The 22,748-nt window shown below is 70.1% G+C and carries 21 protein-coding genes; 5 read left to right on the forward strand and 16 right to left on the reverse strand.

Annotated features, from left to right (window positions below):
* Positions 1-50: 50 nt before the first annotated feature.
* From BDK92_RS14615 to BDK92_RS14635, 5 genes are all read right to left on the reverse strand, one after another.
* On the reverse strand, positions 51-1,331 hold the full coding sequence (locus BDK92_RS14615; RefSeq protein ID WP_121157218.1) for an ABC transporter permease: 1,281 nt from the start codon (positions 1,329-1,331) through the stop codon (positions 51-53).
* 3 nt (positions 1,332-1,334) lie between these two features.
* On the reverse strand, positions 1,335-2,693 hold the full coding sequence (locus BDK92_RS14620; RefSeq protein WP_121157219.1) for an ABC transporter permease: 1,359 nt from the start codon (positions 2,691-2,693) through the stop codon (positions 1,335-1,337).
* Between the two features lie 22 nt (positions 2,694-2,715).
* Positions 2,716-4,272, reverse strand: coding sequence for an ABC transporter ATP-binding protein (locus tag BDK92_RS14625; RefSeq protein WP_121157220.1), 1,557 nt, complete (start codon positions 4,270-4,272; stop codon positions 2,716-2,718).
* Positions 4,273-4,550: 278 nt separating this feature from the next.
* Positions 4,551-5,615 carry a BMP family lipoprotein gene (locus BDK92_RS14630; protein ID WP_121157221.1) on the reverse strand — a complete coding sequence of 355 codons (1,065 nt, stop codon included), beginning with the start codon at positions 5,613-5,615 and terminating at the stop codon, positions 4,551-4,553.
* Positions 5,616-5,942: 327 nt separating this feature from the next.
* Entirely contained in the window at positions 5,943-6,953 is a 1,011-nt protein-coding gene (locus BDK92_RS14635; RefSeq protein ID WP_211349228.1) for a hypothetical protein, read from the reverse strand.
* Positions 6,954-7,049: 96 nt separating this feature from the next.
* Here BDK92_RS14635 and BDK92_RS14640 point away from each other — a divergent pair, with 96 nt between their 5' ends.
* Complete coding sequence (locus BDK92_RS14640; protein WP_121157222.1) at positions 7,050-7,685, forward strand: TetR/AcrR family transcriptional regulator; 636 nt, start codon at positions 7,050-7,052, stop codon at positions 7,683-7,685.
* A 143-nt stretch (positions 7,686-7,828) separates the two neighbouring features.
* Here the strand turns inward: BDK92_RS14640 and BDK92_RS14645 are convergent, their stop codons facing one another.
* The 4 genes from BDK92_RS14645 to trpS form a co-directional block, all read right to left on the reverse strand.
* Positions 7,829-8,269, reverse strand: a complete 441-nt coding sequence (locus tag BDK92_RS14645; RefSeq protein ID WP_121157223.1) for a hypothetical protein — start codon at positions 8,267-8,269, stop codon at positions 7,829-7,831.
* Positions 8,270-8,564: 295 nt separating this feature from the next.
* Complete coding sequence (locus BDK92_RS14650) at positions 8,565-9,470, reverse strand: YihY/virulence factor BrkB family protein (RefSeq protein ID WP_121162131.1); 906 nt, start codon at positions 9,468-9,470, stop codon at positions 8,565-8,567.
* A 79-nt stretch (positions 9,471-9,549) separates the two neighbouring features.
* Positions 9,550-10,104, reverse strand: a complete 555-nt coding sequence (locus tag BDK92_RS14655) for a 2'-5' RNA ligase family protein (RefSeq protein WP_121157224.1) — start codon at positions 10,102-10,104, stop codon at positions 9,550-9,552.
* Positions 10,105-10,254: 150 nt separating this feature from the next.
* Complete coding sequence (gene trpS, locus BDK92_RS14660; RefSeq protein WP_121157225.1) at positions 10,255-11,280, reverse strand: tryptophan--tRNA ligase; 1,026 nt, start codon at positions 11,278-11,280, stop codon at positions 10,255-10,257.
* A gap of 135 nt (positions 11,281-11,415) precedes the next feature.
* Between trpS and BDK92_RS14665 the strand changes: the two genes are divergently transcribed.
* Both BDK92_RS14665 and BDK92_RS14670 read left to right on the forward strand, forming a co-directional pair.
* Entirely contained in the window at positions 11,416-12,063 is a 648-nt protein-coding gene (locus BDK92_RS14665) for an RNA polymerase sigma factor (protein WP_211349230.1), read from the forward strand.
* The gene (locus BDK92_RS14670) at positions 12,056-13,306 is read left to right on the forward strand and encodes a hypothetical protein (protein ID WP_121157226.1); all 1,251 of its coding nucleotides are present in this window, start codon (positions 12,056-12,058) and stop codon (positions 13,304-13,306) included. The genes BDK92_RS14665 and BDK92_RS14670 overlap by 8 nt, the downstream gene beginning before the upstream one ends.
* 7 nt (positions 13,307-13,313) lie before the next feature.
* Here the strand turns inward: BDK92_RS14670 and BDK92_RS14675 are convergent, their stop codons facing one another.
* Entirely contained in the window at positions 13,314-14,393 is a 1,080-nt protein-coding gene (locus tag BDK92_RS14675; protein ID WP_121157227.1) for a hemolysin family protein, read from the reverse strand.
* A 213-nt stretch (positions 14,394-14,606) separates the two neighbouring features.
* Here BDK92_RS14675 and galE point away from each other — a divergent pair, with 213 nt between their 5' ends.
* Positions 14,607-15,596, forward strand: a complete 990-nt coding sequence (gene galE, locus BDK92_RS14680) for a UDP-glucose 4-epimerase GalE (protein WP_121157228.1) — start codon at positions 14,607-14,609, stop codon at positions 15,594-15,596.
* On the forward strand, positions 15,593-16,777 hold the full coding sequence (gene galK, locus BDK92_RS14685) for a galactokinase (protein ID WP_121157229.1): 1,185 nt from the start codon (positions 15,593-15,595) through the stop codon (positions 16,775-16,777). Before galE ends, galK begins: the two co-directional genes overlap by 4 nt.
* Positions 16,778-16,839: 62 nt before the next feature.
* Here galK and BDK92_RS14690 read toward each other — a convergent pair whose 3' ends face one another.
* The 6 genes from BDK92_RS14690 to BDK92_RS14715 all read right to left on the reverse strand — a co-directional run bounded on the left by BDK92_RS14690 (position 16,840) and on the right by BDK92_RS14715 (position 22,708).
* On the reverse strand, positions 16,840-18,147 hold the full coding sequence (locus BDK92_RS14690) for a sulfate adenylyltransferase subunit 1 (RefSeq protein WP_121157230.1): 1,308 nt from the start codon (positions 18,145-18,147) through the stop codon (positions 16,840-16,842).
* Positions 18,147-19,058: a sulfate adenylyltransferase subunit CysD gene (cysD, locus tag BDK92_RS14695; protein WP_121162133.1), complete on the reverse strand. Its 912-nt coding sequence runs from the start codon at positions 19,056-19,058 to the stop codon at positions 18,147-18,149. The genes BDK92_RS14690 and cysD overlap by 1 nt, the downstream gene beginning before the upstream one ends.
* A 73-nt stretch (positions 19,059-19,131) precedes the next feature.
* Positions 19,132-19,971, reverse strand: a complete 840-nt coding sequence (locus BDK92_RS14700; RefSeq protein WP_121157231.1) for a 3'(2'),5'-bisphosphate nucleotidase CysQ — start codon at positions 19,969-19,971, stop codon at positions 19,132-19,134.
* A 123-nt stretch (positions 19,972-20,094) separates the two neighbouring features.
* Complete coding sequence (gene pth, locus BDK92_RS14705) at positions 20,095-20,685, reverse strand: aminoacyl-tRNA hydrolase (protein ID WP_121157232.1); 591 nt, start codon at positions 20,683-20,685, stop codon at positions 20,095-20,097.
* A 78-nt stretch (positions 20,686-20,763) separates the two neighbouring features.
* Positions 20,764-21,459 carry a 50S ribosomal protein L25/general stress protein Ctc gene (locus tag BDK92_RS14710; protein WP_121157233.1) on the reverse strand — a complete coding sequence of 232 codons (696 nt, stop codon included), beginning with the start codon at positions 21,457-21,459 and terminating at the stop codon, positions 20,764-20,766.
* Between the two features lie 268 nt (positions 21,460-21,727).
* Positions 21,728-22,708 (reverse strand): ribose-phosphate diphosphokinase, encoded by a 981-nt coding sequence (locus tag BDK92_RS14715; protein ID WP_121157234.1) that lies wholly within the window; start codon positions 22,706-22,708, stop codon positions 21,728-21,730.
* Positions 22,709-22,748: the final 40 nt, after the last annotated feature.

Consider the following 22,748-nt stretch of genomic DNA (forward strand, 5'->3'; position numbering starts at 1 on the left):
CTGCCTCGCCGCTGGTCAGACCCGCTAACTGACCGGCGGGCCGGCCCCTGTCAGCCCTTGATGTAGGGCTTGCCGTCGGCGGCCGGCGCCCGGACCCGGCCGACCAGCCCGGCGACCGCCAGGATGGTGGCGAGGTACGGCAGCATCGCGAGGAAGTCGCTCGGGATGACGCTGTTGATCGCGCTCAGGTAGGTGCCGAGCTGGTCGGCGAAGCCGAAGAAGAGCGCGGCGAGCAGCGCCCCGGTCGGGCTCCACCGGCCGAAGATCAGCGCGGCCAGCGCGATGAAGCCCTTGCCGCCGATCATGTTCTTGCTGAACGTGTAGAGCGCCAGCGTGTACGAGGCACCGCCGATCCCGGCCACCATGCCGGCGAGCAGCACGTTGCGGTAGCGCAGCCGCAGCACCCGTACGCCGAGGGTGTCCGCGGCGGTGGGGTGTTCACCGACCGAGCGGGTCCGCAGCCCCCAGCGGGTCCGGAACAGTGCGAAGTGGATGACCAGCACCAGGACCAGGGCGAGGTAGAGGAAGATGTTGCTCTGGAAGATCGCCGGGCCGATCACCGGGATCTCCGACAGCAGCGGGACGGACCAGTTGCCGAAGTGCGGCGGCTGGTTGTACGTGGCCGCGTCGGTCTGCATCAGCCGCTCGTAGAGGAACCCGGTCAGGCCGACCGCGAGCAGGTTCAGCACGATGCCCATCACCACCTGGTCGACCAGGTAGCGGATGGAGAAGACGGCGAGCAGCAGGGAGATGAACGCGCCGCCGATCGCCGCCGCGACCAGCCCGACCCAGACACTGCCGGTGAGCGAGCCGAACAGGGCCCCGGCGAAGGCGCCCATCAGCAGTTGGCCCTCGATCGCCACGTTGACCACACCGGAACGCTCGCAGAGCACGCCGGCCAGCGCCCCGAAGATCAACGGGAGGGCGAGCAGGAAGGTGTTCCGGACGATGTTGACCAGCGGCATGAAGTTCTGTCCCGCCGGTGCGGCCGAGACCTGCCAGCAGAGGAAGGAGAGGACGAAGCCGACCACGCCGATGCCGATCAGCAGCGCGAACCAGCGCCGGGGCACGCCGACCAGCAGCGCCGCGCCGGCCGCCGCGCCGATCAACCCGAAGAGGATCGCTCCGACCGTACCGTTGATCTCCAGGGCGGCACCGGCCGCATCCTCGCTGAGGGTGAACCGGGCGAGTTCGCCGGTGGCGAGCGCCCCGAACAGGGCCGCCGCGAGCACACCGAAGACGAGCAGCCCGAGGCCGATGCGTCGATCACGGGTCCAGAACCCGTGGTGTACGGGGGCCAGGGCGACATCCCCCACTGCCGTCGTGGACATCGGCTACCAGCCCTTCGCCAGGCTCGTCTGCAATCTCGCGGCCCGCGCGGCGCGGAGCTGGAAGATCGCCTTAATCAGGGCGGGTGCGGCGATGAAGATGACGATCAACGCCTGCAACACGGTCACCAGTTCCAGGGAGATCCCGGCGTACGACTGCATCCGGTTGCCGCCGGCCTGCAACGCGCCGAAGAGCAGCGCGGCGAGCAGCACGCCCCAGGGTTTGACCCGGCCGAGCAGGGCGACCAGGATGCCGTCGAAGCCGATCTGCGCCACCACCAGCGGGGTGAGCGCGCTGGCCGTGGTACCGACCACCATGTTCGACCCGCCGAGTCCGGCGAGCGCTCCGGAGATCACCATGAGCAGCACGTACGTCTTGGTGACGCTGATCCCGGCGGTCCGGGCGGCGTCCGGGTTGGCTCCCACCGCACGCAGTTCGAAGCCGAACGTGGAGCGGTTGAGCAGCCAGGCCACCGCCCAGGTGGCCAGCAACGCGAGCAGGATGCCGGCGTGCACCCGCAGGTCGCCGCCGAGCAGCCGGGGCAGTTGCGCCGAGCCGTCGACCGGGCGGCTGATCGCGTCGGTCCGGTCCGGGTCGTGCACGACCTTCTGCAGGATCACCCAGGAGAGCAGGTAGACCGCCACGTAGTTGAGCATGATCGTGTTGATCACCTCGTGGGCGCCGGTGCGCGCCTTGAGGAAGCCCGGGATGAAACCCCAGATCGCGCCACCGAGCGCCCCGGCGAGCAGCGCCACGATCACGTGGATCACTGGTGGCAGCGGAATCAGGAAGCCGGCCAGCGCGGCCAGGATCACGCCGAGCGTGGCCTGCCCCTGGGCGCCGATGTTGAACAGCCCGCCGCGGAACGCCAGCGCCACCGCCAGACCGGTGAAGACCAGCGGCGCGGTGTACGTGAGCGTCTCGGAGATCGGCGCGAAGACCAGCTCCCAGCCGTTCGTGCCGTTGATCCAGCCCTGTACGGCTGCCGGGTCGACCACGGCGCCCTTGAACAGGTTGGCGTACGCCTCGCTGACCACTGCCCAGCTGGAGTTCAGCGCGTCCTGCGGTCGGGCGGTGATGTAGCTGTAGGTGTGCAGCACCTCCGGGTCGGAGATGATGATCAGGATCGCGCCGATCACCGTCGCCAGCACGATCGCCAGGATCGTCACCGTGACGGTGTTCGCCGCCCAGAGGTTCTGCAGGAAACTGCGGAGCAGGAGCGGGCCACGTCCGGGCGGGGTGGCCGGCTCGCCACCCGTACCCGGGGTGGGTGGATCCGCGTTCGCGGCCGCGGACCGCGCGGCCCGCGACTGCTCCGCCGGGTCCTTGTCCGGCGACGCGGCAGCACCATCGAACTCGCTCATGCCGCCGCCTCGCTCCGCTCGCTCATGCCGTTTCCTCGTCGCTTGGGGTGCTACCGGGAGTCGGGACCCCCGCCTCGTCGGTGATCCCGGCCATCAGCAGACCGATCTCCTCGCGCGGGGTGTCCGGTCCGACGATGCCGAGGACCCGGCCGCGGTACATCACGGCAATCCGGTCGGCCAGGCCGATGACCTCGTCCAGTTCGCTGGAGATCAGGAGTACGGCGGTGCCGATGTCCCGTTCACGCACGATCCGCTGGTGGATGAACTCGATCGAGCCGACGTCGACACCCCGGGTCGGTTGCGAGGCGACAAAGAGCTTCAGCGGCCGGGACAGTTCCCGGGCCACGATGACCTTCTGCTGGTTACCGCCGGAGAGCGTCCCGACGGGCGCGTCGGCGCTCGGCGTACGGACGTCGAACTGGGTGATCCGTTCCTCGGCGGAGCGGGCGATCTCCTCGGGCCGCAGTCGCAGGCCGGTGCCGAACGGCGGCTGGTCGTAGATGTCCAGCACCAGGTTCTCGGCGACGCTGAACTCCTTGACCAACCCGTCGACGCTGCGGTCCTCGGGCACGTAGCCGACCCCGGCGCGCAGCACCTTCTTGGTCGACCAGCCGTCGATCCGCTGGCCGGCGAGGCTCACCGAGCCGGCCAGCGTCGGCCGTAGCCCCATGATCGCCTCGACCAGCTCGGTCTGGCCGTTGCCCTGCACCCCGGCGATGCCGAGCACCTCACCGGCACGGACGGTCAGGTCGATGCCGTTCACCGCCCGGTAGGCGCGGTCGTCGTCGACGACCAGCCCCTCGATCTCCAGGACCGGTTCGCCCGGCGCGGCCGGTTCCTTCTCCACGACCAGGCTGACCGTACGGCCGACCATCTGGGCGGCGAGTTCGTCCTCGCTCGCCTGCGGACTCGCCGTACCGACGGTCTTGCCACGCCGGATGACGGTGATCCGGTCGGCGATCGCCTTGACTTCCTTCAGCTTGTGCGTGATGAACACGATCGACTTGCCGGCGGCCTTGAGCGCCCGCATGACGGCGAGCAGTTCGTCGGTCTCCTGCGGGGTGAGCACCGCGGTCGGCTCGTCCAGGATCAGCAGGTCGACGTCGCGGGTGAGCGCCTTGACGATCTCGACGCGCTGCTGCACACCGACCGGCAGGTCCTCGATCACCGCGTCCGGGTCGACCTGGAGGTTGTAGCGGGCGGAGACCTCGGCCACCTCGCGGCGGGCGCGCCGCCGGTCGAGCCAGCCCGCGAGGCCGCCCCGGACCTGCTCGGCACCGAGCATGACGTTCTCGGTGACGGTGAAGACCGGCACCAACATGAAGTGCTGGTGCACCATGCCGATCCCGGCACCGATGGCGTCCGCCGGGCCCTTGATCCGCAGTGGGGCGCCGTCGACCAGGATCTCGCCCTCGTCGGGCTGGATCAGGCCGTACAGCACGTTCATCAGAGTGGACTTGCCCGCGCCGTTCTCGCCGAGCAACGCGTGGATCTCTCCTGGCTCAACCGTCAGATCGATGTGGTCGTTGGCGACCAGCTCACCGAACCGCTTGGTGATGCCGCGCAGTTCGAGTCTCAGCGCAACCTCCTGGAGTGCGGGCGATGGTGCAGCCTAGCCGCCACCGCGACGGGGCGGGAGGGTGAACGGGTCAGCGCTGTCGGCCCGTTCGGCCAACGGTCGAGCATGGTACGGCGCCGGCCTGAACGCTTGATCAGGAGCGTTCCGGCCGAAGCCTTATACGGCCGCTCCGGTGTCCAGCGGGAGAACCGCGGGCACCGGAGCGGCCGGGGCGTTGCTGTGTGCTGACGAACCGGCCGCCGGAGGTGATGTTCCCACCTTCGGCGGCCGGTCCGGCGTCACTTCGGCTGGGCCGGGGAGGTGACGGTGACGGTGCCCGCGGCGATGTCCGCCTTGAGCTTGTCGACCTCGGCCTTCAGCTCGGCCGGAACCTTGCTGTCGAAGTCGTGGTACGGGGCCAGCTCGACACCGTTGTTGGCGAGGGTGCCGGTGAAGCCCGGGTCGTGCGCGAGCTTCTCGCCCTTGGCCGCCTTCTCCACGGCGTCCCGCACGGTGTCCGGGATGTTCTTGACCACGGTGGTGATCAGAGCCGGGCAGTTCTGGGTGCTCTCGCAACCGTCGACGTCGACCCAGATCGCGTTGAACTTGCCGGCCGACGCCTGCGCGGCGGCGGTGGTGCCCTGACCGGCGCCACCGGCAACCGGCATGACGATGTCGGCGCCCTGGGCGACGAGGGTGTCGCTGACCTTCTTGCCCTCGTCCTGCTTGACGAAGTCGTTGGTGAACGACCCGTCCTGGGTGGCCTTGTTCCAGCCGAGCACCTGGACCGACTTGCCCTTGACCTTGTTGTACTGCGCCACGCCGTCGGCGAAGCCGTCCATGAAGATGGTCACCGGCGGGATCTTCATGCCGCCGTAGGTGCCGACCTTGCCAGTCTTGGTCATGCCCGCGGCGAGGTAGCCGGCCAGGAAGGCGGCCTGCGCGGTGTCGAACTGCATCGGGTAGATGTTGCTCTCCGGCAGCTTCGCGTCCACGATGCCGAACTGCTGGTCCGGGTGCGCCTTCGCGATCTTCGAGGTGGCGTCACCCATCAGCCCACCGACCGCGAGGATGAAGTCGCAGTCCTGGTTGACGTACTGGGTCAGGTTCGGCTCGTAGTCGGCCTCGGCCTTTGAGGCGACGTACTTGATCTCAATGTTGGGGTCCGCCGCCTTGGCCTCCTGGAGGCCCTTCCAGGCGGAGGTGTTGAACGACTTGTCGTCGATACCACCGACGTCGGTCACCATGCACGCGTTGTACTTCTTGGCGGCGGTACCAGTGCCGCCACTCTCGCTCGGCGCCTCGCCGCAGGCGGCCATGCCCAGCGCGAGCCCGCCTACCGCGAATACCGAAACGAACCGCATCCCACGCACTGAGCGCAAGACGTCTCCTTCCCCATGCGCACCGACTCGCGGTGGCAGCCCTTCGCCGGCCTGCACCCTGCACCCGGCGTCCCACGTTAGGACGGGAGCGTACGCCCGCGCCCACCCACCGGCCGACAATCGTGCCCGACTGTTGAGTGGCTGTTACCCTCACGTAACCCTCTCGTGGTCGAGATCACTCTCGGTGCTGGTACACCACCGACCACAACTACTTAAACGTCCCTTAAGGGGAGTTTTCCCTGCTCAGGGCAGTGCCGCTGGGTGACTAAGCCGGAACGGTTGGCCAAGTTCCGCGTTAATAACAATTTCTCAACCCACCGAGGTCGAGAGTATTCGGCTCTTGTCAGTATTCGCCGGAATGCGTTCGGTGATCGCGATGACAGCCCGTCCGATAGACACGAACGACAGGCCGACCACCGCGTACCCGGCCAGGATCGCCAGCGGCGCGGTCGCCCCGGCCCCGTCGAAGAAGGCGGTCGAGCGGAGCAGGTCGGCACCGGCCCCGACCGGCAGCCACTGGCCGACGGCGCCCCACGGCCGGGGTAGTAGTTCGGGTGCGGTGGCCACCGCACCAAGCGAGTTGCCGACCAGGAAGATCGTCACCGCGCCGAGCGCGATCCCGGGGCGGCCGAACAGCGCGGCGAGCCCGGTCATGGTCGCCGACACGGCGAGCGCGAACAGGCCGATCGCGGCGGCGTTCGCCAGGTAGCCACCGGACAGTACGCCGAGCCATCCCTGGAGCACGGCGGCACCGGCGAGGCCGGCCAGCACACCGAAGGCGAGTAGCCCGACCAGACGGGCAACCCGGCTAGCGACGAGCAGCGCGAGCAGCACTCCGGCCAGCATGCCGACCATCCCGAGCGGCAGGAATCCGGCCGCGAAGCCGGTGCCGCGCGGGTCGTCCGGGTCGGCCGGCACTACGTCGACCACCCGGACCGGACCACCTGCGGCCCGCGCCACCTCGGTGAGCAGGGCGGTGACCGTGGGACTGGCCCCGCTGGCGGTGTGCAGGGTGATCCCGTCCGGGCCGACGACAAAGGCGCCGTACACCTCGCGGTCGCGTAACGCCCGGTCGGCCTCGGCCGGATCGGTCAGGGTGCGCGGGTCGAAGGCGCCGGGCTGGGCCGCGGCCAGCCGGGCCACGAGCGCCTCGGCCGCGGTCGCCGGCCCGGCGACCGCGATCGGCAGGTCGCGCGGCGTCAGGTGCGCCGCCGGGGCCGCGAACAGGGGTACGAGCAGCGCCTGCAGGACCACCACGGCGGCGGCGGCGAGCATGGCGACGACGATCGGTGATCCGGTACGGCGGGGTGACTGGACCATCTCCCTCTCCTTAAAACGAGCATTCGTTCTCTTAAAATCAGCGTCCCATCGCCCTGTATCGTCGTCAAGAACGAATGCTCGTTTTATATTTGCCCCATGCCCCGCGTCTCCGACGAACACCTCGCCGCCCGCCGTCAGCAGATCCTCGACGCCGCACGGCGCTGCTTCCTGCGCAACGGCTTCCACAACACCTCGATGCAGGACGTGATCACCGAGGCGGACCTCTCCGTCGGCGCGGTCTACCGCTACTTCAAGAGCAAGAACGAGCTGATCACCTCGATCGCCGAATCCGTGATCGGCAGCGCGGACCAGGTCTTCGTCGAGATAGCCCAGCACGACCCACCGCTGTCCCTGGACGAGGCGCTCGACCGCGCGCTGGCCTTCGTCGACACGCAGACCGGCCCGGACGGCGTGCTCCGGATCGCCATCCAGGTCTGGGCCGAGTCGCTGCGCGATCCCGCCCTGGCCGAGTTCGTCGCGGAGAAATACACCCGCTTCCGCGGCCAGTTCGCGGTCATCGCCGAGCGCGCCCGCGACATCGGTGAGCTACCGCCGCACACCGATCCCGAGGCCACCGGTGCCGCACTGTTCGGCCTGATCCCCGGCTACTTCCTCCAACGCGTACTGACCGGCGGGCCGGACCACGCAACCTACCTCGACGGCGTACGGACACTGCTCGAAGCCACGCAACCTCGGGTTCGAACCGCCGGGGACCGGGTACCCCAGCCCTAACCTGGTCGTCCGTTGTGCCCCGCGCCGACGGGCGACTGGGGCTGATGACCCCTTGTGGTGGGGGGTGCGATGGTGCCGCCGGTGCCCCGGGAGTGTCGTCCGGGGCACCGGCGTCGCTCCCGGGCCGCCCGCCGACGACCGGCTCAGCCGCTGAGGTTGCTCAGCTTGTCGGCGATCCGGGCCATGCTCGCCCGCAGTTCCTCCGGGGTCGGCGCGGGCCGTGGTTCGGCGTGCTGGTGCACGCTCTCCAGACCCGTCTCCTCGTCGAGCATGTCCTCGTAGTCGCCGTAGAGGTCGGCATCCTCGGCCTGGACCGCGTCGTCCTCCGCGGCTATCCGCGAGGCGGCGATCTCACCACGGATCTCGTCGGCGCTCAGCCGGGGCAGCAACGGTTCGACCACCGCCATCAGCTCCTCGTCCGCCACCACCGACTCGGCCAGGGCCAGCGCCTGGGGCCGCTCGTACGGTCCGCAGACCACCGGCTCCCACTCGTCGTCGTCGCCGAGGGGGCCGAACGTGATGATCCACGGCAGGTCATGGATCGGGGACCCGTCCGGCAGTTCCAGCGTCACTAGTGCGCCCACGGAATAATCATGGGCCGCATACTGGGCGGCTCGTCAGCATTTGCCCTAATTGCCCCAAGTTGCCACCTTGGTCGGACCGTCGGCCCGGCGGTCGCCTCAGCTCAGGCAGCGACGACCGCCGGGGGCCCAGCGGTGACCCGGATCGCGAACCGGTCGACGAAAGCCGTCTGACCAGCTACATGATCTTCACGGGCACGACGCCAGCATGCCACCAAGTCGATCTTCGTCACAAGAGGCTGCGACAACTTCACTGCGCGTATTGGCAGGCGGCGATGGGAGCCAACCTCCGGCCGCGTCAGCGCGGCTCGCCCACCCGTGGCGGACCCGGCGCGGGCGGGTCGTCGGCCGCCAGGTCGATCACCCGTCCCCGGTGGCTCGTCGCCGCCAGCGCGGCACCGAAGAGCAGCAACTGGTTCAACAGATAGAGATAGACCAGCAGGCCGACGGTGCCGGCCACCGCCGTGTACGCCAGGTTCCGCTCGAACCGGATCACGTAGTAGCGACCGACCGAGTTCAGCAGGGTCACGCCGAGCGCCACCAGCAACACCGGCGAGAAGAGCCGACGCGGAGTGATCCGCAGCCGGGGCACCGCCAGCATCAGCGCCGTCGCCAACACCACGTTGATCACCAGCGCCAACACCCAACTGGTGATCGAGACCAGCACCGAATGCGAGCCGATGGCCAGCCTCAGCAGCGACTGGAGCGTGTCCACCGCACCAACCGAGATACCCAGCAGCAGGAACACACCGAGCACCACCACCAGGTCGATCAGCTGCCGGATCACCACGTACCCGGGCTGCTGGTTGAGCCGGTAGACAAGGCGCTGCGAGGACCGGATCGCCTCCACCCAACCGATGCCCGTGATCACCAGCAGGACCAGGCCGATGATGCCGACCCGCCGGGACCCCTGCTGGATCTGCTCCGGATCCAGGAACGGCAGGTTCTGCCGGAAGAAGTGCGCGGTTCCCTCGTTGACCCGCTGGCTCTCGCCCAGCACCGCACCGAAGATCCAGTACGCCACCAGGCCGAGCGCGAACACCGCGAAGAACCCGTAGTACGCGATGCCGGCGGCGAGCCGCCCGCCCAACACCTCGACGTAACGCCCGACCGCCCGGCAGAAATGGTCGAACACCGGCGACCGGCCACGCCAGACCCGCACCCGCCGCTCGGCGCGTCCCACCACCCGATCCAGGAGGTTCACGCCGTCATCCTCGCCGATCCGCGCCGATTCGGCGCGCCGACCACGCGCGGGCACCCAGGCACGGCGTACGAAACCCGGCTCAACCGCCCAGCAGATAGTCCCGACGCGGCTGCCAACGCGCCTCACCACTGTGCGAGAAGAGGGTGAACCCGGCCACCTCGATGCGCGCCTCGAAACCCGCCAGGTCCTCGTACACCCGGTCCAGCGCAGTCGGGTCGACGTCGTGCGCCACCGTCACGTGCGGGTGGTACGGAAACCGGGTCTCCCGGCGCAGGCCGGGCGCGGCGTTGATGGCCTCGGCCAACAGTTCGCACTCGCTGATCCCCGCCGCCACCGCCACGAAGACCACCTCCGTGATCGGCCGGAACGTGCCCGTTCCCCGCAGGTGCAGGGTGTACGGCGGATGGTCGGCGGCCACCTTCTCCAGGTGGGCCTCCACCGCCGGCAGGTACTCCGGGGCGATCTCGGTCGGCCCGAGCAGGGTCAGGTGCGCGGGCACGTACGCCGCCTGCGGGTCACCCGCCTCGGCCCGACGCCGGGTGAGCAACCCACCCCACGGTTCCGGGATGTCCACCGCGACCCCGATCCGGGTCGGGCTGCTCTCGGTCTGCTGCGACCCGTCCGTACGAACCATGCTCCGCTCCCACGCCGCCGGCGACGGACGCCGGCCGCCCCTCATCCTCGCCGGTTCGTCCCCGGTCGGATCCCGCCGGACCGCCGGCCGGCGACCCGCCGCCCACGGCCGGTGCTGCCCGACCGCAGGCCAGTAGTGCCGGCCCGCCGACTAGTCACGCCGGGCCGCGGGCAGGAAGCCGATCCGGTCGTACGCCGCAGCCAGGGTGGTCGAGGCGACCGCCCGGGCCTTCTCCGCGCCGATCGCCAGCAGCTTGTCCAGCTGTGCCGGATCGTCGAGGTACGCCCGGGTCCGTTCCTGGATCGGCGTGACGAACTCGGTCACCACCGCGGCCAGGTCCTTCTTCAGGTCCCCGTACCCCTTGCCCTCGTACGCCTCGACCAGCTCGTCGATGCTGCGGGCGGTGAGCGCCGCGTAGATGGTGAGCAGGTTCGAGACGCCGGGCTTGGCGGCCTGGTCGAAGGTGACCTCCCGACCGGTGTCGGTGACCGCCGACCTGATCTTCTTCGCCGACCGGGCCGGGTCGTCCAGCAGCTCGATCAGACCAGCCGGCGACGACGCCGACTTGGACATCTTCGCGCTCGGGTCCTGCAGGTCGACGATCTTGGCGGTGTCCCGCACGATGTACGGCGCCGGGACGGTGAAGGTGGCTCCGAAGAGGGTGTTGAACCGCTGCGCCAGATCCCGGGTCAGCTCCAGGTGCTGCCGCTGGTCCTCACCGACCGGAACCGCGTCCGCCTGGTAGAGCAGGATGTCCGCGGCCTGCAGGATCGGATAGGTGAAGAGCCCGACGCTGGACCGGTCCGCGCCCTGCTTGGCGGACTTGTCCTTGAACTGGGTCATCCGGCTGGCCTCACCGAACCCGGTGATGCAGCTCAGCACCCAGGCCAACTGGGCGTGCTCCGGCACCTGCGACTGCACGAACAGGGTGCACCGCTCCGGGTCCAGCCCGACCGCGAGCAACTGGGCCGCCGCCACCCGGGTCCGCTGACGCAGCACCACCGGATCGTGCCCGGCGGTGATCGCGTGCAGGTCGACCACGCAGTAGAACGCGTCGTGCGTCTCCTGCATCGCGACCCAGTTGCGGACCGCGCCCAGGTAGTTGCCCAGGTGGAAGGAGTCGGCGGTCGGCTGGATGCCGGAGAGCACCCGGGGTCGGGCAGGAACGTCGGACATGCCGGCAATTCTGACAGCAACCCCGGACCCACGTCATGACGGGCCTGTGCCAAGTCCCGCCGGCCACCGATTCGCTCGGGAACCCGGACGACGGGTGGGGACTCGTACCCTGAGGACCGGAAGGGCGGCAATCGGGTGCCAGACCAGCACGGCCGGGGCGGGACCTCGGCGGACAGGGCGATCGGCGAGCTGTACCACGGCTGCTACCGACGCCTGGTCACCCAGGTCTACGCGTTCACCCTCGATCTCGCCGAGGCGCAGGACGTGGTGCAGGAGGCGTTCGCCCGGGCGCTGGCCCGACCACGCGGACTGACCGACATCGACAACCCCGAGGCGTGGCTGCGTACGGTCGCGATCAACGTGGTCCGCCGCCGGTGGCGTCGCCGGCAACTGCTGGACACCATCCTCCGCCGCGACCGACCCGTACTCCGGCTGGTCGAGGCGGCCCCCGGACCGGAACGGGCCGACCTGCGCGAGGCACTCGCCGAGCTTCCGGTCGGCTACCGCGAGGTGTTGGTACTGCACTACTTCGCCGACCTGCCGGTGGACGAGGTCGCCCAGGTGCTCGGCGTGGCGGTCGGGACGGTCAAGTCGCGACTGCACCGGGGGCGGGTGGCACTCGCCGCCCGGCTCGGCGACTACCGCGACGGTGCGGAGCCGGCCGACCTCACCGACCCCGCCTCGGCCCGGGCCGCCGGCGCCGGCCCACGCCGACCCGCCGCCGACACCGGCTCCTCCCGACCCGCCACCGACACCGGCAGCACCGAGGTGACCCATGCCTGAGCCCACCTGTCCCACCCGGCTCGACGAACAACTGGCGCACGGCCGGACCGAACTGCTGGACCGGATCGAGCAGCCCCCGCTGGACCGGATCCAGCACCGGGCTCGGCGTCGCCGACGCCGGTCCCGGCACGCCACCACCGGAGCCCTGACCGCCGTGGCGGTCACCCTCACCCTCCTGGTACGGCCCTGGGCCGGCGGCGGCGATCCGGCCCCGCCGCCACCGGTCGCCGGGACCCCCACCCCGGGCCCGATCTACAGCGACGCCGGAATCACCGTCAACGGGCTCGACGGGCCGGTCGTCGACGTACCGGGCACGATCACCGACATCGAGTTCACCGACCCCGACCACGGCTACCTGCTCGCCGAGTGCGTCGACGGCGCGGCATGCCCGGCGAGCGTGGCCCGGACCGGGGACGGCGGCCTCAGCTGGCAGATCACCGAGCTCCCCGGTGCGACCCGGGGACGTACCGGGCTGGGCCTGCTCGCCTTTGCCGACGGGCGGCTGGCGGTCACCGGGGAGACGACCTACCTCTCCGCCGACGGTGGCCGTACCTGGCGGGTCGGTGGCCGGGCCAAGCCGACCCCGCCACAGCCCGGCGACCGGCTGTACCGCCAGCCGGCCACCCCGGGAGGCGACGGCTGCGACGGCACCGTCTCGATCTGGCGGCCCACGGGCCCCGCCGACCTCGGCAGCGCCGACATCGACGGGATCACCGCCTGCTGGGTGGCGTCGGACAGCACCGGCGACGGGGCCTGGTGGGTCGGCGGGACACGCGACGGTCGACCGGTCGCGGCGGTCAGCCGGGACGGGGGCGGAAGCTGGACGGAGACCTTGCTCGGACCGGCCGAGGGCCAGGCGAGGGTGCGGGTGGCGGTACTCGGCAACCAGGCGTACGCGGTCGTGTCCGACCTTGACGGCACGATCCGCCGGTTCTTCCACTCGACCGACGCGGGGCGGACCTTCGATCCGACCTCGGCCGGCCCACCGGTCGGCGGGCCGGAGCGTCTCGCCGGTGACCTGGTGCCGCTGCTCGACGGCCGGCTGCTGGTGGCCGGGGCGGACAACCGCTGGTACGTCAGCGCCGACCGGGGCGCCACGTTCCGCCGAGCCGGCGGAACCCTGCCGACGGTCGGCGGACTCGCCCGTACCGACGCGGGTTACGTCGCGTACCAGCTGTTCAGCAACGGCTGGGCGGCGTACTCGGCGGACGGCTCGACCTGGCGCAAGCTCCAGATCCGGTGAGACAGCGCTAGGCGGACGGGGGCGGCTCGGGCAGGCGGAACGCCCGCCGCTGCTCGGGCAGGTGGGCCAGGGAGATGCCGATCCGGGCCACCCGGCGGCCGTCCAGCGCGAGCACCCGCAGCACCCAGCCGGCGTCGTACCCGCCCCGGTCCGGGTCGTCGGTGTCCTGGCCGCCGTCGGCGCCCGCGTCGACCGGCGCGGGCTCGTCCTCCGGCGGCCGGACCGGGCCTCCCGAACCGGTCGGATCGGCGGGTACCCGGACCTCGTCGCCGGGTGCCGGCACCCGGCCGAGCGCGGCCATCACGAACCCGCCGACGGTCTCGTACGGGCCGTCGGGCAGGGCGAACCCGGCCCGGTCGGCGAAGTCGGCCAGGTTGAGCCGGCCGTCGACCACCGCCGGCAGCCCGGCGCCGACCGGTTCGGGGGCGGCGTCGTACTCGTCGTGGATCTCGCCGACCAGCTCCTCGATCAGGTCCTCCAGGGTGACGATGCCGGCGGTGCCGCCGTACTCGTCCACCACCACGGCGAGGTGCTGCCGCTCCCGGCGCATCTCGGTCAGCGCGGCGAGCACCCGCTTGCTTCCGGGCAACTGCTTGACCTCCCGGGTCAGGTCCCGGATGGTGGCCCGGCCGTCGTGCTGGGGCCGGAGCAGCACGTCGCGCAGGTGCACGAAACCGATCACGTCGTCGTGCGGCAGGTCGACCACCGGGTAGCGGGTGTGGGTTTCCGCCCGGACCAGCTGGCCCGCCTCGTCGAGGGTGAGGCGGGCGTTGAGGAACACCACGTCGGTACGGGGCACCATCACCTCGCGTACCAGGCTCGCGCCGGCCACCAGCACCTCGTCGATGATCCGGCGCTCCACCGGGTCGAGCACGGTGTTCGCGGCCACCAGGTCACGCAGTTCGGACTCGCTGATCCGCTCCCGTCCGGAGGTCGGGCTCGCGCCGAGCATGGCGGTGACCAGACGGGTGGCGGCGTCGGCCGCGCGTACGACCACCCGGGCCAGCCCACGGGCGACCGGGCCGGGTTGTCGAGTAGGACGCCCCGGCGGTCTGCGCCGGGGCCCGGTACTGCCGGATACCCGCATGTCAGTGATGGTAGACACCCTCTGAGGGCAAGGTGGTGAGATGGCGGCCCAGACATGGCATGTTCGACTCTGTTGGATAATGATTGAACGTGGTGGGGCAGCGTCAACGTCACCCGGCTCCGGAGACGCCCGTAATCTGTCCCGCACGCCCCCCGGGGTCCTCGCGTGCGCGGCGCACACACCCCGGCGGGCCCAGGCAGGGAGGGCAACCACGTGAAACTGCTCGTCACTGGTGGCGCAGGCTACATCGGCAGCATCGTCACCCGGCTCCTGATCGACGCCGGACACCAGGTGGTCGTCCTGGACGACCTGCGTACCGGCCACGTCGAGGCGCTCGCCCCGGAGGCGACCTTCGTCCAGGCCCGGATTCACGACGCCGCCCAGGTGCTCACCCCGGACGCCGGCTTTGACGGGGTGCTGCACTTCGCGGCGCTGATCGCCGCCGGTGAGTCGATGACCCGGCCGGAGATCTACTGGGAGAACAACACCGTCGGCTCGCTCGCGCTGATCGACGCGGTACGGGCCGCTGGCGTACCCCGGTTCGTCTTCTCCTCCACCGCCGCCGTCTACGGCAACCCGACCGAGCTGCCGATCACCGAGAACGCGGTCAAGGCCCCGACCAACACGTACGGCGCCACCAAGCTCGCGGTCGACATGGCCCTCACCTCCGAGGCGATCGCCCACCGGCTCGGCGCCGTCTCGCTGCGCTACTTCAACGTCGCCGGCGCGTACATCCGCCCCGAACGGCAGCTCGGCGAGCGGCACGACCCGGAGAGCCACCTGATCCCGATCGCGTTGGAGGTCGCCGCCGGCCGCCGGGAGAAGCTGCAGCTCTTCGGCGACGACTACCCGACCGCCGACGGCACCTGCGTACGCGACTACATCCACATCGAGGACCTGGCCCGCGCCCACCTGCTCGCGCTCGGCGCGGCGACCCCGGGCGAGCACCGGATCTACAACCTGGGCAACGGCAACGGGTTCTCCAACCGGCAGGTGGTCGAGGTGGTCCGCGAGGTGACCGGCCACCCGCTGCCGGTGGAGATGGCACCGCGCCGCGAGGGTGACCCGGCCGAACTGGTCGCCTCCTCGGACCGGGCCCGGACCGAACTCGGCTGGGTGCCGGCCAAGCCCACCCTCGCCGAGATGGTCGGCGACGCCTGGAGCTTCTACCGCCAACACATCCTTCCGGAGAAAACCGAATGAGCCAGCCCGACCAGCCCAGCGGCACCGCGGACATCCCCGCCCGCGCCACCGCCGGCTACATCTCCGAGTACGGTGAGCCACCCGCCGGCCGTTGGGCCGCCCCGGGCCGGGTGAACCTGATCGGGGAGCACACCGACTACAACGACGGCTTCGTGCTGCCGTTCGCCCTGCCGCAGCAGACCGTGGTCGCCGCCACCGGCACGGGCGAACCAGGCTGGACGGTCTGGTCGGAGCAGTCCGGCGAGCGGATCGAATTCGACCTCGACGACGTCAGCGAGCCGGGACGGGTCAAGGGCTGGGGCGCGTACGTCGCCGGCACCGTCTGGGCACTGCGCGACGCCGGGTTCGACGTACCGGGGGCGCGGATGGCGATCGCCTCCGACGTACCGCTCGGGGCCGGTCTCTCCTCCTCCGCCGCGCTGGAGTCGGCGGTGCTCACCGCCCTGGCCGACCTCGGCGGACTGGACCTGCCGGTGGACGACCGGCCCGGGCTGGCGCAACGGGCGGAGAACCGCTACGTCGGCATCCCCTCCGGGATCATGGACCAGTCGGCGTCGATCCGTTGCCAGGGCGGGCACGCGCTCTTCCTCGACTGCCGCACCCTCGCGGTCGAGCAGATCCCGTTCGACCTCGACTCGGCCGGACTGACCATCCTGGTGGTGGACAGCCGTGCGCCGCACCAGCACGTGACCGGCGAGTACCGGGCCCGCCGCGCGGCGTGCGAGGAGGGGGCGCGCTCGCTCGGCGTACCGGCGCTGCGGGACGTGCCAATCGACGAACTGGACGCCGCCCTGGCCCGGCTCGACGACCCGATGATCCAGCGGCGGGTACGGCACATCGTCACCGAGAACCAGCGGGTGTTGGACACGGTCGAGCTGCTGCGCGCCGGTCGGGTACGCGAGATCGGCCCGCTCCTGACCGCCTCGCACGTCTCCATGCGGGACGACTTCGAGATCACGGTGGCGGAGGTGGACGTCGCGGTCGAGGCGGCGCTCGCCGCCGGGGCGTACGGCGCCCGGATGACCGGCGGCGGCTTCGGCGGCTGCGTACTGGCCCTGGTCGACACCGAGCGGGTGGAGGCGGTCGCGACCGCCGTCGCGGACGCGTACGCCGAGCGGGGCTTCACCGCCCCGCACTCATGGCCGGTGCTCCCCACCCCCGGCGCCCACCGCCTCCCCTGAGGGGTAAGGAAGGGCCCCCTCCTATCGTTTCTCGTATAGGAAGGGGCCCTTCTTAACGTGGGTCAGTTGGTGTCGACGATCATTCCGGCGGCGACCGTACGGTTGGTGGTTTCGTCGATCAGGATGAAACCGCCGGTGGTGCGGTTGCGCCGGTACTCGTCGGCGAGGAGCGGGACGGTCGTACGCAGGCGGACGCGGCCGATCTCGTTGAGTCCGAGTTCGGTGGCGGTCTCGTCGCGGTGCAGCGAGTTCACGTCGAGTCGGTAGTGCAGTCCGCGTACGACCGTCCGGGCCGACCGGGTGGTGTGCTTGATGGCGTACTTGCCGCCGGGGCGCAGTGGTTGGCTCTCGTCCATCCAGCAGATCATGGCTTCGATGTCCTGGGCGACCGCTGGGGCGTTGTTCGGCCGGCAGATCAGGTCGCCCCGGGAGATGTCGATCTCGTCGGTCAGCCGGACCGTGACCGACATCGGTGGGAACGCCTCGGCGACCGGGCCGTCCGCGGTCTCGATGCCGGCGATGCGGGAGGTGAATCCGGACGGGAGCACCATGACCTCGTCGCCGGGCTTGAGTACGCCGGAGGCGACCTGTCCGGCGTAGCCCCGGTAGTCGGTGACCGTGGTCGACTGCGGTCGGATCACGTACTGCACCGGGAAACGTACGTCGACCAGGTTCCGGTCCGAGGCGATGTGTACCCGTTCGAGGTGGTGCAGCAGCGACGGGCCCTCGTACCAGGGGGTGTGTTCGGAGCGGGTGACGATGTTGTCGCCGTGCAGGGCGGAGATCGGCACCACGGTCAGGTCCGGTACCTCGAGTTTCGCGGCGAACGCGGTGAACTCGTCGGAGATTCGCTCGAACACGTCCTGCGACCAGTCGACCAGGTCCATCTTGTTCACGCAGAGGACCAGGTGCGGCACCCGTAACAGGGAGCAGAGGAACGCGTGTCGCCGGGACTGTTCGACGAGTCCTTTTCTGGCGTCGACCAGGATCAGGGCCAGGTCGGCGGTGGAGGCGCCGGTGACCATGTTCCGGGTGTACTGGATGTGCCCGGGGGTGTCGGCGATGATGAACTTCCGCCTCGGGGTGGCGAAGTACCGGTGCGCCACGTCGATCGTGATGCCCTGCTCACGCTCGGCCCGTAGTCCGTCGGTCAGCAACGCCAGGTTGGTGTATTCGTCGCCACGGGCCGCGGACACCGCCTCCACCGCCGCCAACTGGTCGGTGAACAGCGACTTCGTGTCGTAGAGCAGCCGGCCGATCAGGGTCGACTTGCCGTCGTCGACGCTGCCCGCGGTGGCGAACCGTAACAGGTCCATCGCCCGCCCCTCGGGCGCCGCGCCCTCGGCCACCGGAAACGCGGTCGTGCTCATCAGAAGTAGCCTTCCCGTTTGCGGTCTTCCATGGCGGCCTCGCTGACCCGGTCGTCGCCCCGGGTCGCCCCACGCTCGGTGATCCGGGTCGCGGCGACCTCCTCGATGACCAGCTCCACCGTGTCGGCGTCGGAGCGGACCGCCGCCGTGCACGACGCGTCGCCGACCGTGCGGTAACGCACCTGCGCCTTGAACGGTTCCTCCGCGCCTCTCGGCCGGATGAACTCGTTCACCGCGTACAGCATCCCGTCCCGCTCGACCACCAACCGCTCGTGGGCGTAGTAGATCGACGGCAGCGCCAACCGCTCCCGGGCGATGTAGTGCCAGATATCCAGCTCGGTCCAGTTCGACAACGGGAACACCCGGATCGACTCACCCGGATGATGCCGACCGTTGTACAACGACCACAGCTCCGGCCGCTGGTTCTTCGGATCCCACTGACCGAAGTCGTCCCGGAAACTGAACACCCGCTCCTTGGCCCGGGCCTTCTCCTCGTCCCGCCGCGCCCCACCGAACAACGCGTCGAACCGGTACTTCTCCACCGCGGCCAGCAACACCGGCGTCTGGATCCGGTTACGCATCCCGTCCGCCGACTCCCGGACCAGACCCGCTTCCAGGGCTTCGGGCACGCTCGCGACCACAAGTTGCAGGCCGAGTTCGGCCACCCGCTGGTCCCGGTAGTCCAACACCTCGGCGAAGTTGTGTCCGGTGTCGACGTGCATCACCGGGAACGGGATCCGGGCCGGAGCGAACGCCTTCTGGGCCAACCGGAGCATCACGATCGAGTCCTTGCCACCAGAGAAGAGCAGGACCGGCCGTTCCAGTTCGGCGACCACCTCACGCATCACGAAGATGCTCTCGGCCTCCAGGGCGTCCAGATGCGACACCCGGTACGCCGCCGTGCCGCTCATCTCGCGCGCCCGCTGCATCGGCTTCTCATGGGCATTCCAGACCTTTCCGGTCGGTCAACTCCCGATATCGGGCCTAGGCTACCCGGAGGTGCCTCCGCAACGCTGCGAGCAACCCGGTAGCAAGATCTTTACGACATACCACCAGATCCGGCAACCGGGGATCAGCCCCGTTGTATTTCAGCGCAGAACCATCGATTCGGGAAGCGTGCAGCCCAGTGGCCGTCGCCACAGCCACCGGAGCCGCCGAGTCCCACTCGTACTGGCCACCGGCGTGCACGTACGCGTCGACCTCACCACTGATCACCGCCGCGATCTTCGCCCCCGCCGACCCCATCGGCACCAACTCCGCGCCAACCTCGTCGGCCAACTCGGTCAGGAACGCCGGCGGCCGGCTCCGACTCGCCGCCAACCGGATCGTCCGACCCCCCGGTGCCGTCGCGGCCAGCAACGTCATCGGCGGGTACGCCGGCGGATGGTCCGTACCGAGCACCCGGTGCTGCGCCGGCAGCGCCACCGCCCCACCGACCAACCCGTGCGCGGTCGCCGCCGTACGTGCCCAGAGCGCCACGTGCACCGCCCAGTCGGAGCGCCCCTCCTCGGAGAACTCCCGCGTCCCGTCCAACGGATCGACGATCCACACCCGGTCGGCGGCGAACCTCGGCGGCGCCGACGGCCCCAGATCGGTCGCCCAGGCCTGACGTGCCCCCTCGTCCTCCTCCGAGAGCACCGCGTCCGCCGGCCGCCAACGGGCCAACTCGGTACGGAGCAGATCGTGCGAGATCTTGTCCCCCGCCGCCTTGAGCGCGCCCGGATCCGCGTGCCCCATCTCGGCCCGCAGCTCCATCAACGCGTCCCCGGCCCGCGCCGCCAACCAGCGGGCAAACGCTCCGTCGATCACCGGTGGGGTGCCCATCAGCGGACTCCAGGGGTCGGGACGGCCTGAACCGCCGCACCACGAACGATCACTGACCGCCTCCTCAACCGACGGAATCCGCCTCCCCGGCCCTGCCGGCACCCTACCGCCGGCCCGGCCAGATCAGGCGCCGTGGTACGCGTTTTGCGTCCACTCCAGCCCCCGCAGGATCACCGACTCCACCGCGTCGGCCGCCCGGTCCACCTGAAACTCCAACTCCTTGCGCTCGGCCGCGGAGAAATCCGAGAGCACGTAGTCCGCCGGATCCTGCCGCCCCGGGGGTCGGCCGACCCCGAACCGGACCCGGACGTACTCCTTCGTCGCGAGCGACTTCGACATCGAACGCAGCCCGTTGTGGCCACCCTCGCCGCCACCACACTTCACCCGCAACTGCCCGTACGGAATGTCCAGCTCGTCGTGCACCGCGATCACCTGCGCCGGCGGCACCTTGTAGAACTGGGCCAACGCCGCCGCGGGACCACCAGAGAGATTCATGTACGTCAGCGGCTTCACCAGCACCAGCTTCGGCCCACCGAACCCGAGCCGCCCCTCGGCGACATCCGCCACCGTCCGCTTGTGCCGGCCGAACTTGCCCCCCACCCGGGCGGCCAACAGGTCGACGACCATGAACCCGACATTGTGCCGATTACCGGCGTACTCCCGACCGGGGTTACCGAGCCCGACCAGCAGCCACGGAAAGGTCTCGTCCGCCACACCCGTCTCCCCACACGCCCAGTGATATGCCAACAGGCGCCCCCGAACCGGTCGGGGGCGCCTGCGTCACAACAACTATCAGGCTTGCGCCGAAGCCTCGGCGGTCTCGCCCTCGGCACCCTCGGCGGTCTCGCCCTCGGCGGCTTCCTCGCCCTCGGCAGCCTCCTCGGCCTCCTCGGCCGGCGCCTCCTCGACAACCCCGGCGCCCTCGGCCTCGAGCTGCTCGGCGGTCGGCGCACCGGTGATCACCACGAGCACCGAGGCCGGGTCCGCCACCAGCTCCACGCCCTGCGGCAGCTTCACGTCGCCGGCGGTGATCTGCGTGCCCGCCTCCAGGCCCTCGATCGAGACCTCGATGCTCTCCGGCAGCCGGGTCGCGTCGGCACTCACCGAGAGGGTGTCGTGCTCGTGCATGACCAGCGTGTCGCGGGCCGCCTCGCCCGTGAGCTGCACCGCGATGTCGACGGTGACCTTCTCGCCCCGGCGGACCAGGAGCAGGTCGATGTGCTCGAAGGTGTCCTTGATCGGGTCACGCTGGATCGCCTTCGGCAGGGCGAGCGCCTGGGTGCCGTCGCTCACCTCGATGGCGAAGAGCTGGTTCGCGCCGCCACGACGGATCGCCGCGGCGAACTCACGCGCCGGAAGCGCGATGTGCTTGGGGGCCTCGCCGTGGCCATACAGCACGGCTGGCACCTTGCCGGCCCGACGGGTACGACGGGCACCACCCTTGCCGAACTCGGTACGGGGCTCGGCGCTGATCTTTACCTCGGACACGGGGAAACTCCTGATATCGTCGCTACGGCGGAACGTCGGCTGGCGGTGCTGGGGCGAGGGGCTCGCTGGGGCTCTGCGTGCAGAGCACTCCCCGGAGCACCGCGTCGATGACGGGCCCTCCGTGCGGCGCTTCTATCAGCGGCCCGCTGGGCACCCTCGCCGTGGCAACCGCACTATTCTACCCGAGGTCCGACGAAGCATTCAGCCGGTACCCCTGGTAATCACGCTGGCCCCGCTCCGCGGGGGCCAGCGCCCACCAGAAACGACCTCAGCTCAGTCCGCCGAAGAGCGTCGTCACCGATCCGTCGTCGAAGACCTCCCGGATCGCCCGCGCCAGCAGCGGCGCGATCGACAAGACCGTGATCTTGTCCAACTGCTTCTCCGGCGGCAACGGCAACGTATTGGTCACGATCACCTCGCTGATCCGGCTGTTCTTCAACCGCTCGATCGCCGGATCGGAAAGCAACGCGTGAGTCGACGCGACGATCACATCCGAGGCACCCGAGTCGTACAGGATGTCCGCGGCCTTACGAATCGTGCCGCCAGTGTCGATCATGTCGTCGACGACCAGGCAGACCCGGTCCTCCACGTCACCGACCACCCGGTTCGCCACCACCTGGTTCGGCTTCAGCGGATCACGGGTCTTGTGGATGAACGCCAACGGGCAACCACCCAGCCGGTCGGTCCACCGCTCCGCCACCCGGACCCGCCCCGAGTCCGGTGCGACCACCGTCATCGGCCGGCCGGCGTACTGGCGCTCGACGTACTCGGCCAGGATGTCCATCGCGAACAGGTGATCCACCGGCCCGTCGAAGAACCCCTGGATCTGCGCCGTGTGCAGGTCGACCGTGAGGATGCGGTTCGCGCCCGCCGTCTTCAGCAGGTCCGCCACCAGCCGGGCCGAGATCGGCTCCCGCCCCCGGTGCTTCTTGTCCTGCCGGGCGTACGGGTAGAACGGCAACACCACCGTGATCCGCTTCGCCGAACCGCGCTTCAACGCGTCGACCATGATCAGGGTTTCCATCACCCAGCGGTTCACGCCATGCGTCACGGACTGGACGACAAACGCGTCCGAACCACGCACCGACTCCTTGAACCGTACGAAGATCTCACCGTTGGCGAACTCGTACGAGTCGGAGGGCGTCGGCGCCACCCCCAGTACCTCGCCGATCTCCTTCGCCAACTCCGGGAAGCCCCGCCCGGAGAAGAGCATCAGGCTCTTGCGGTTTTCGGCGACGATGCTGCCCATCGGCTCGTCTGCTCCCGTTAATCGGTGGTTCCCGGCAGTG

Source organism: Micromonospora pisi (assembly GCF_003633685.1).
GTDB classification, from domain to species: domain Bacteria; phylum Actinomycetota; class Actinomycetes; order Mycobacteriales; family Micromonosporaceae; genus Micromonospora_G; species Micromonospora_G pisi.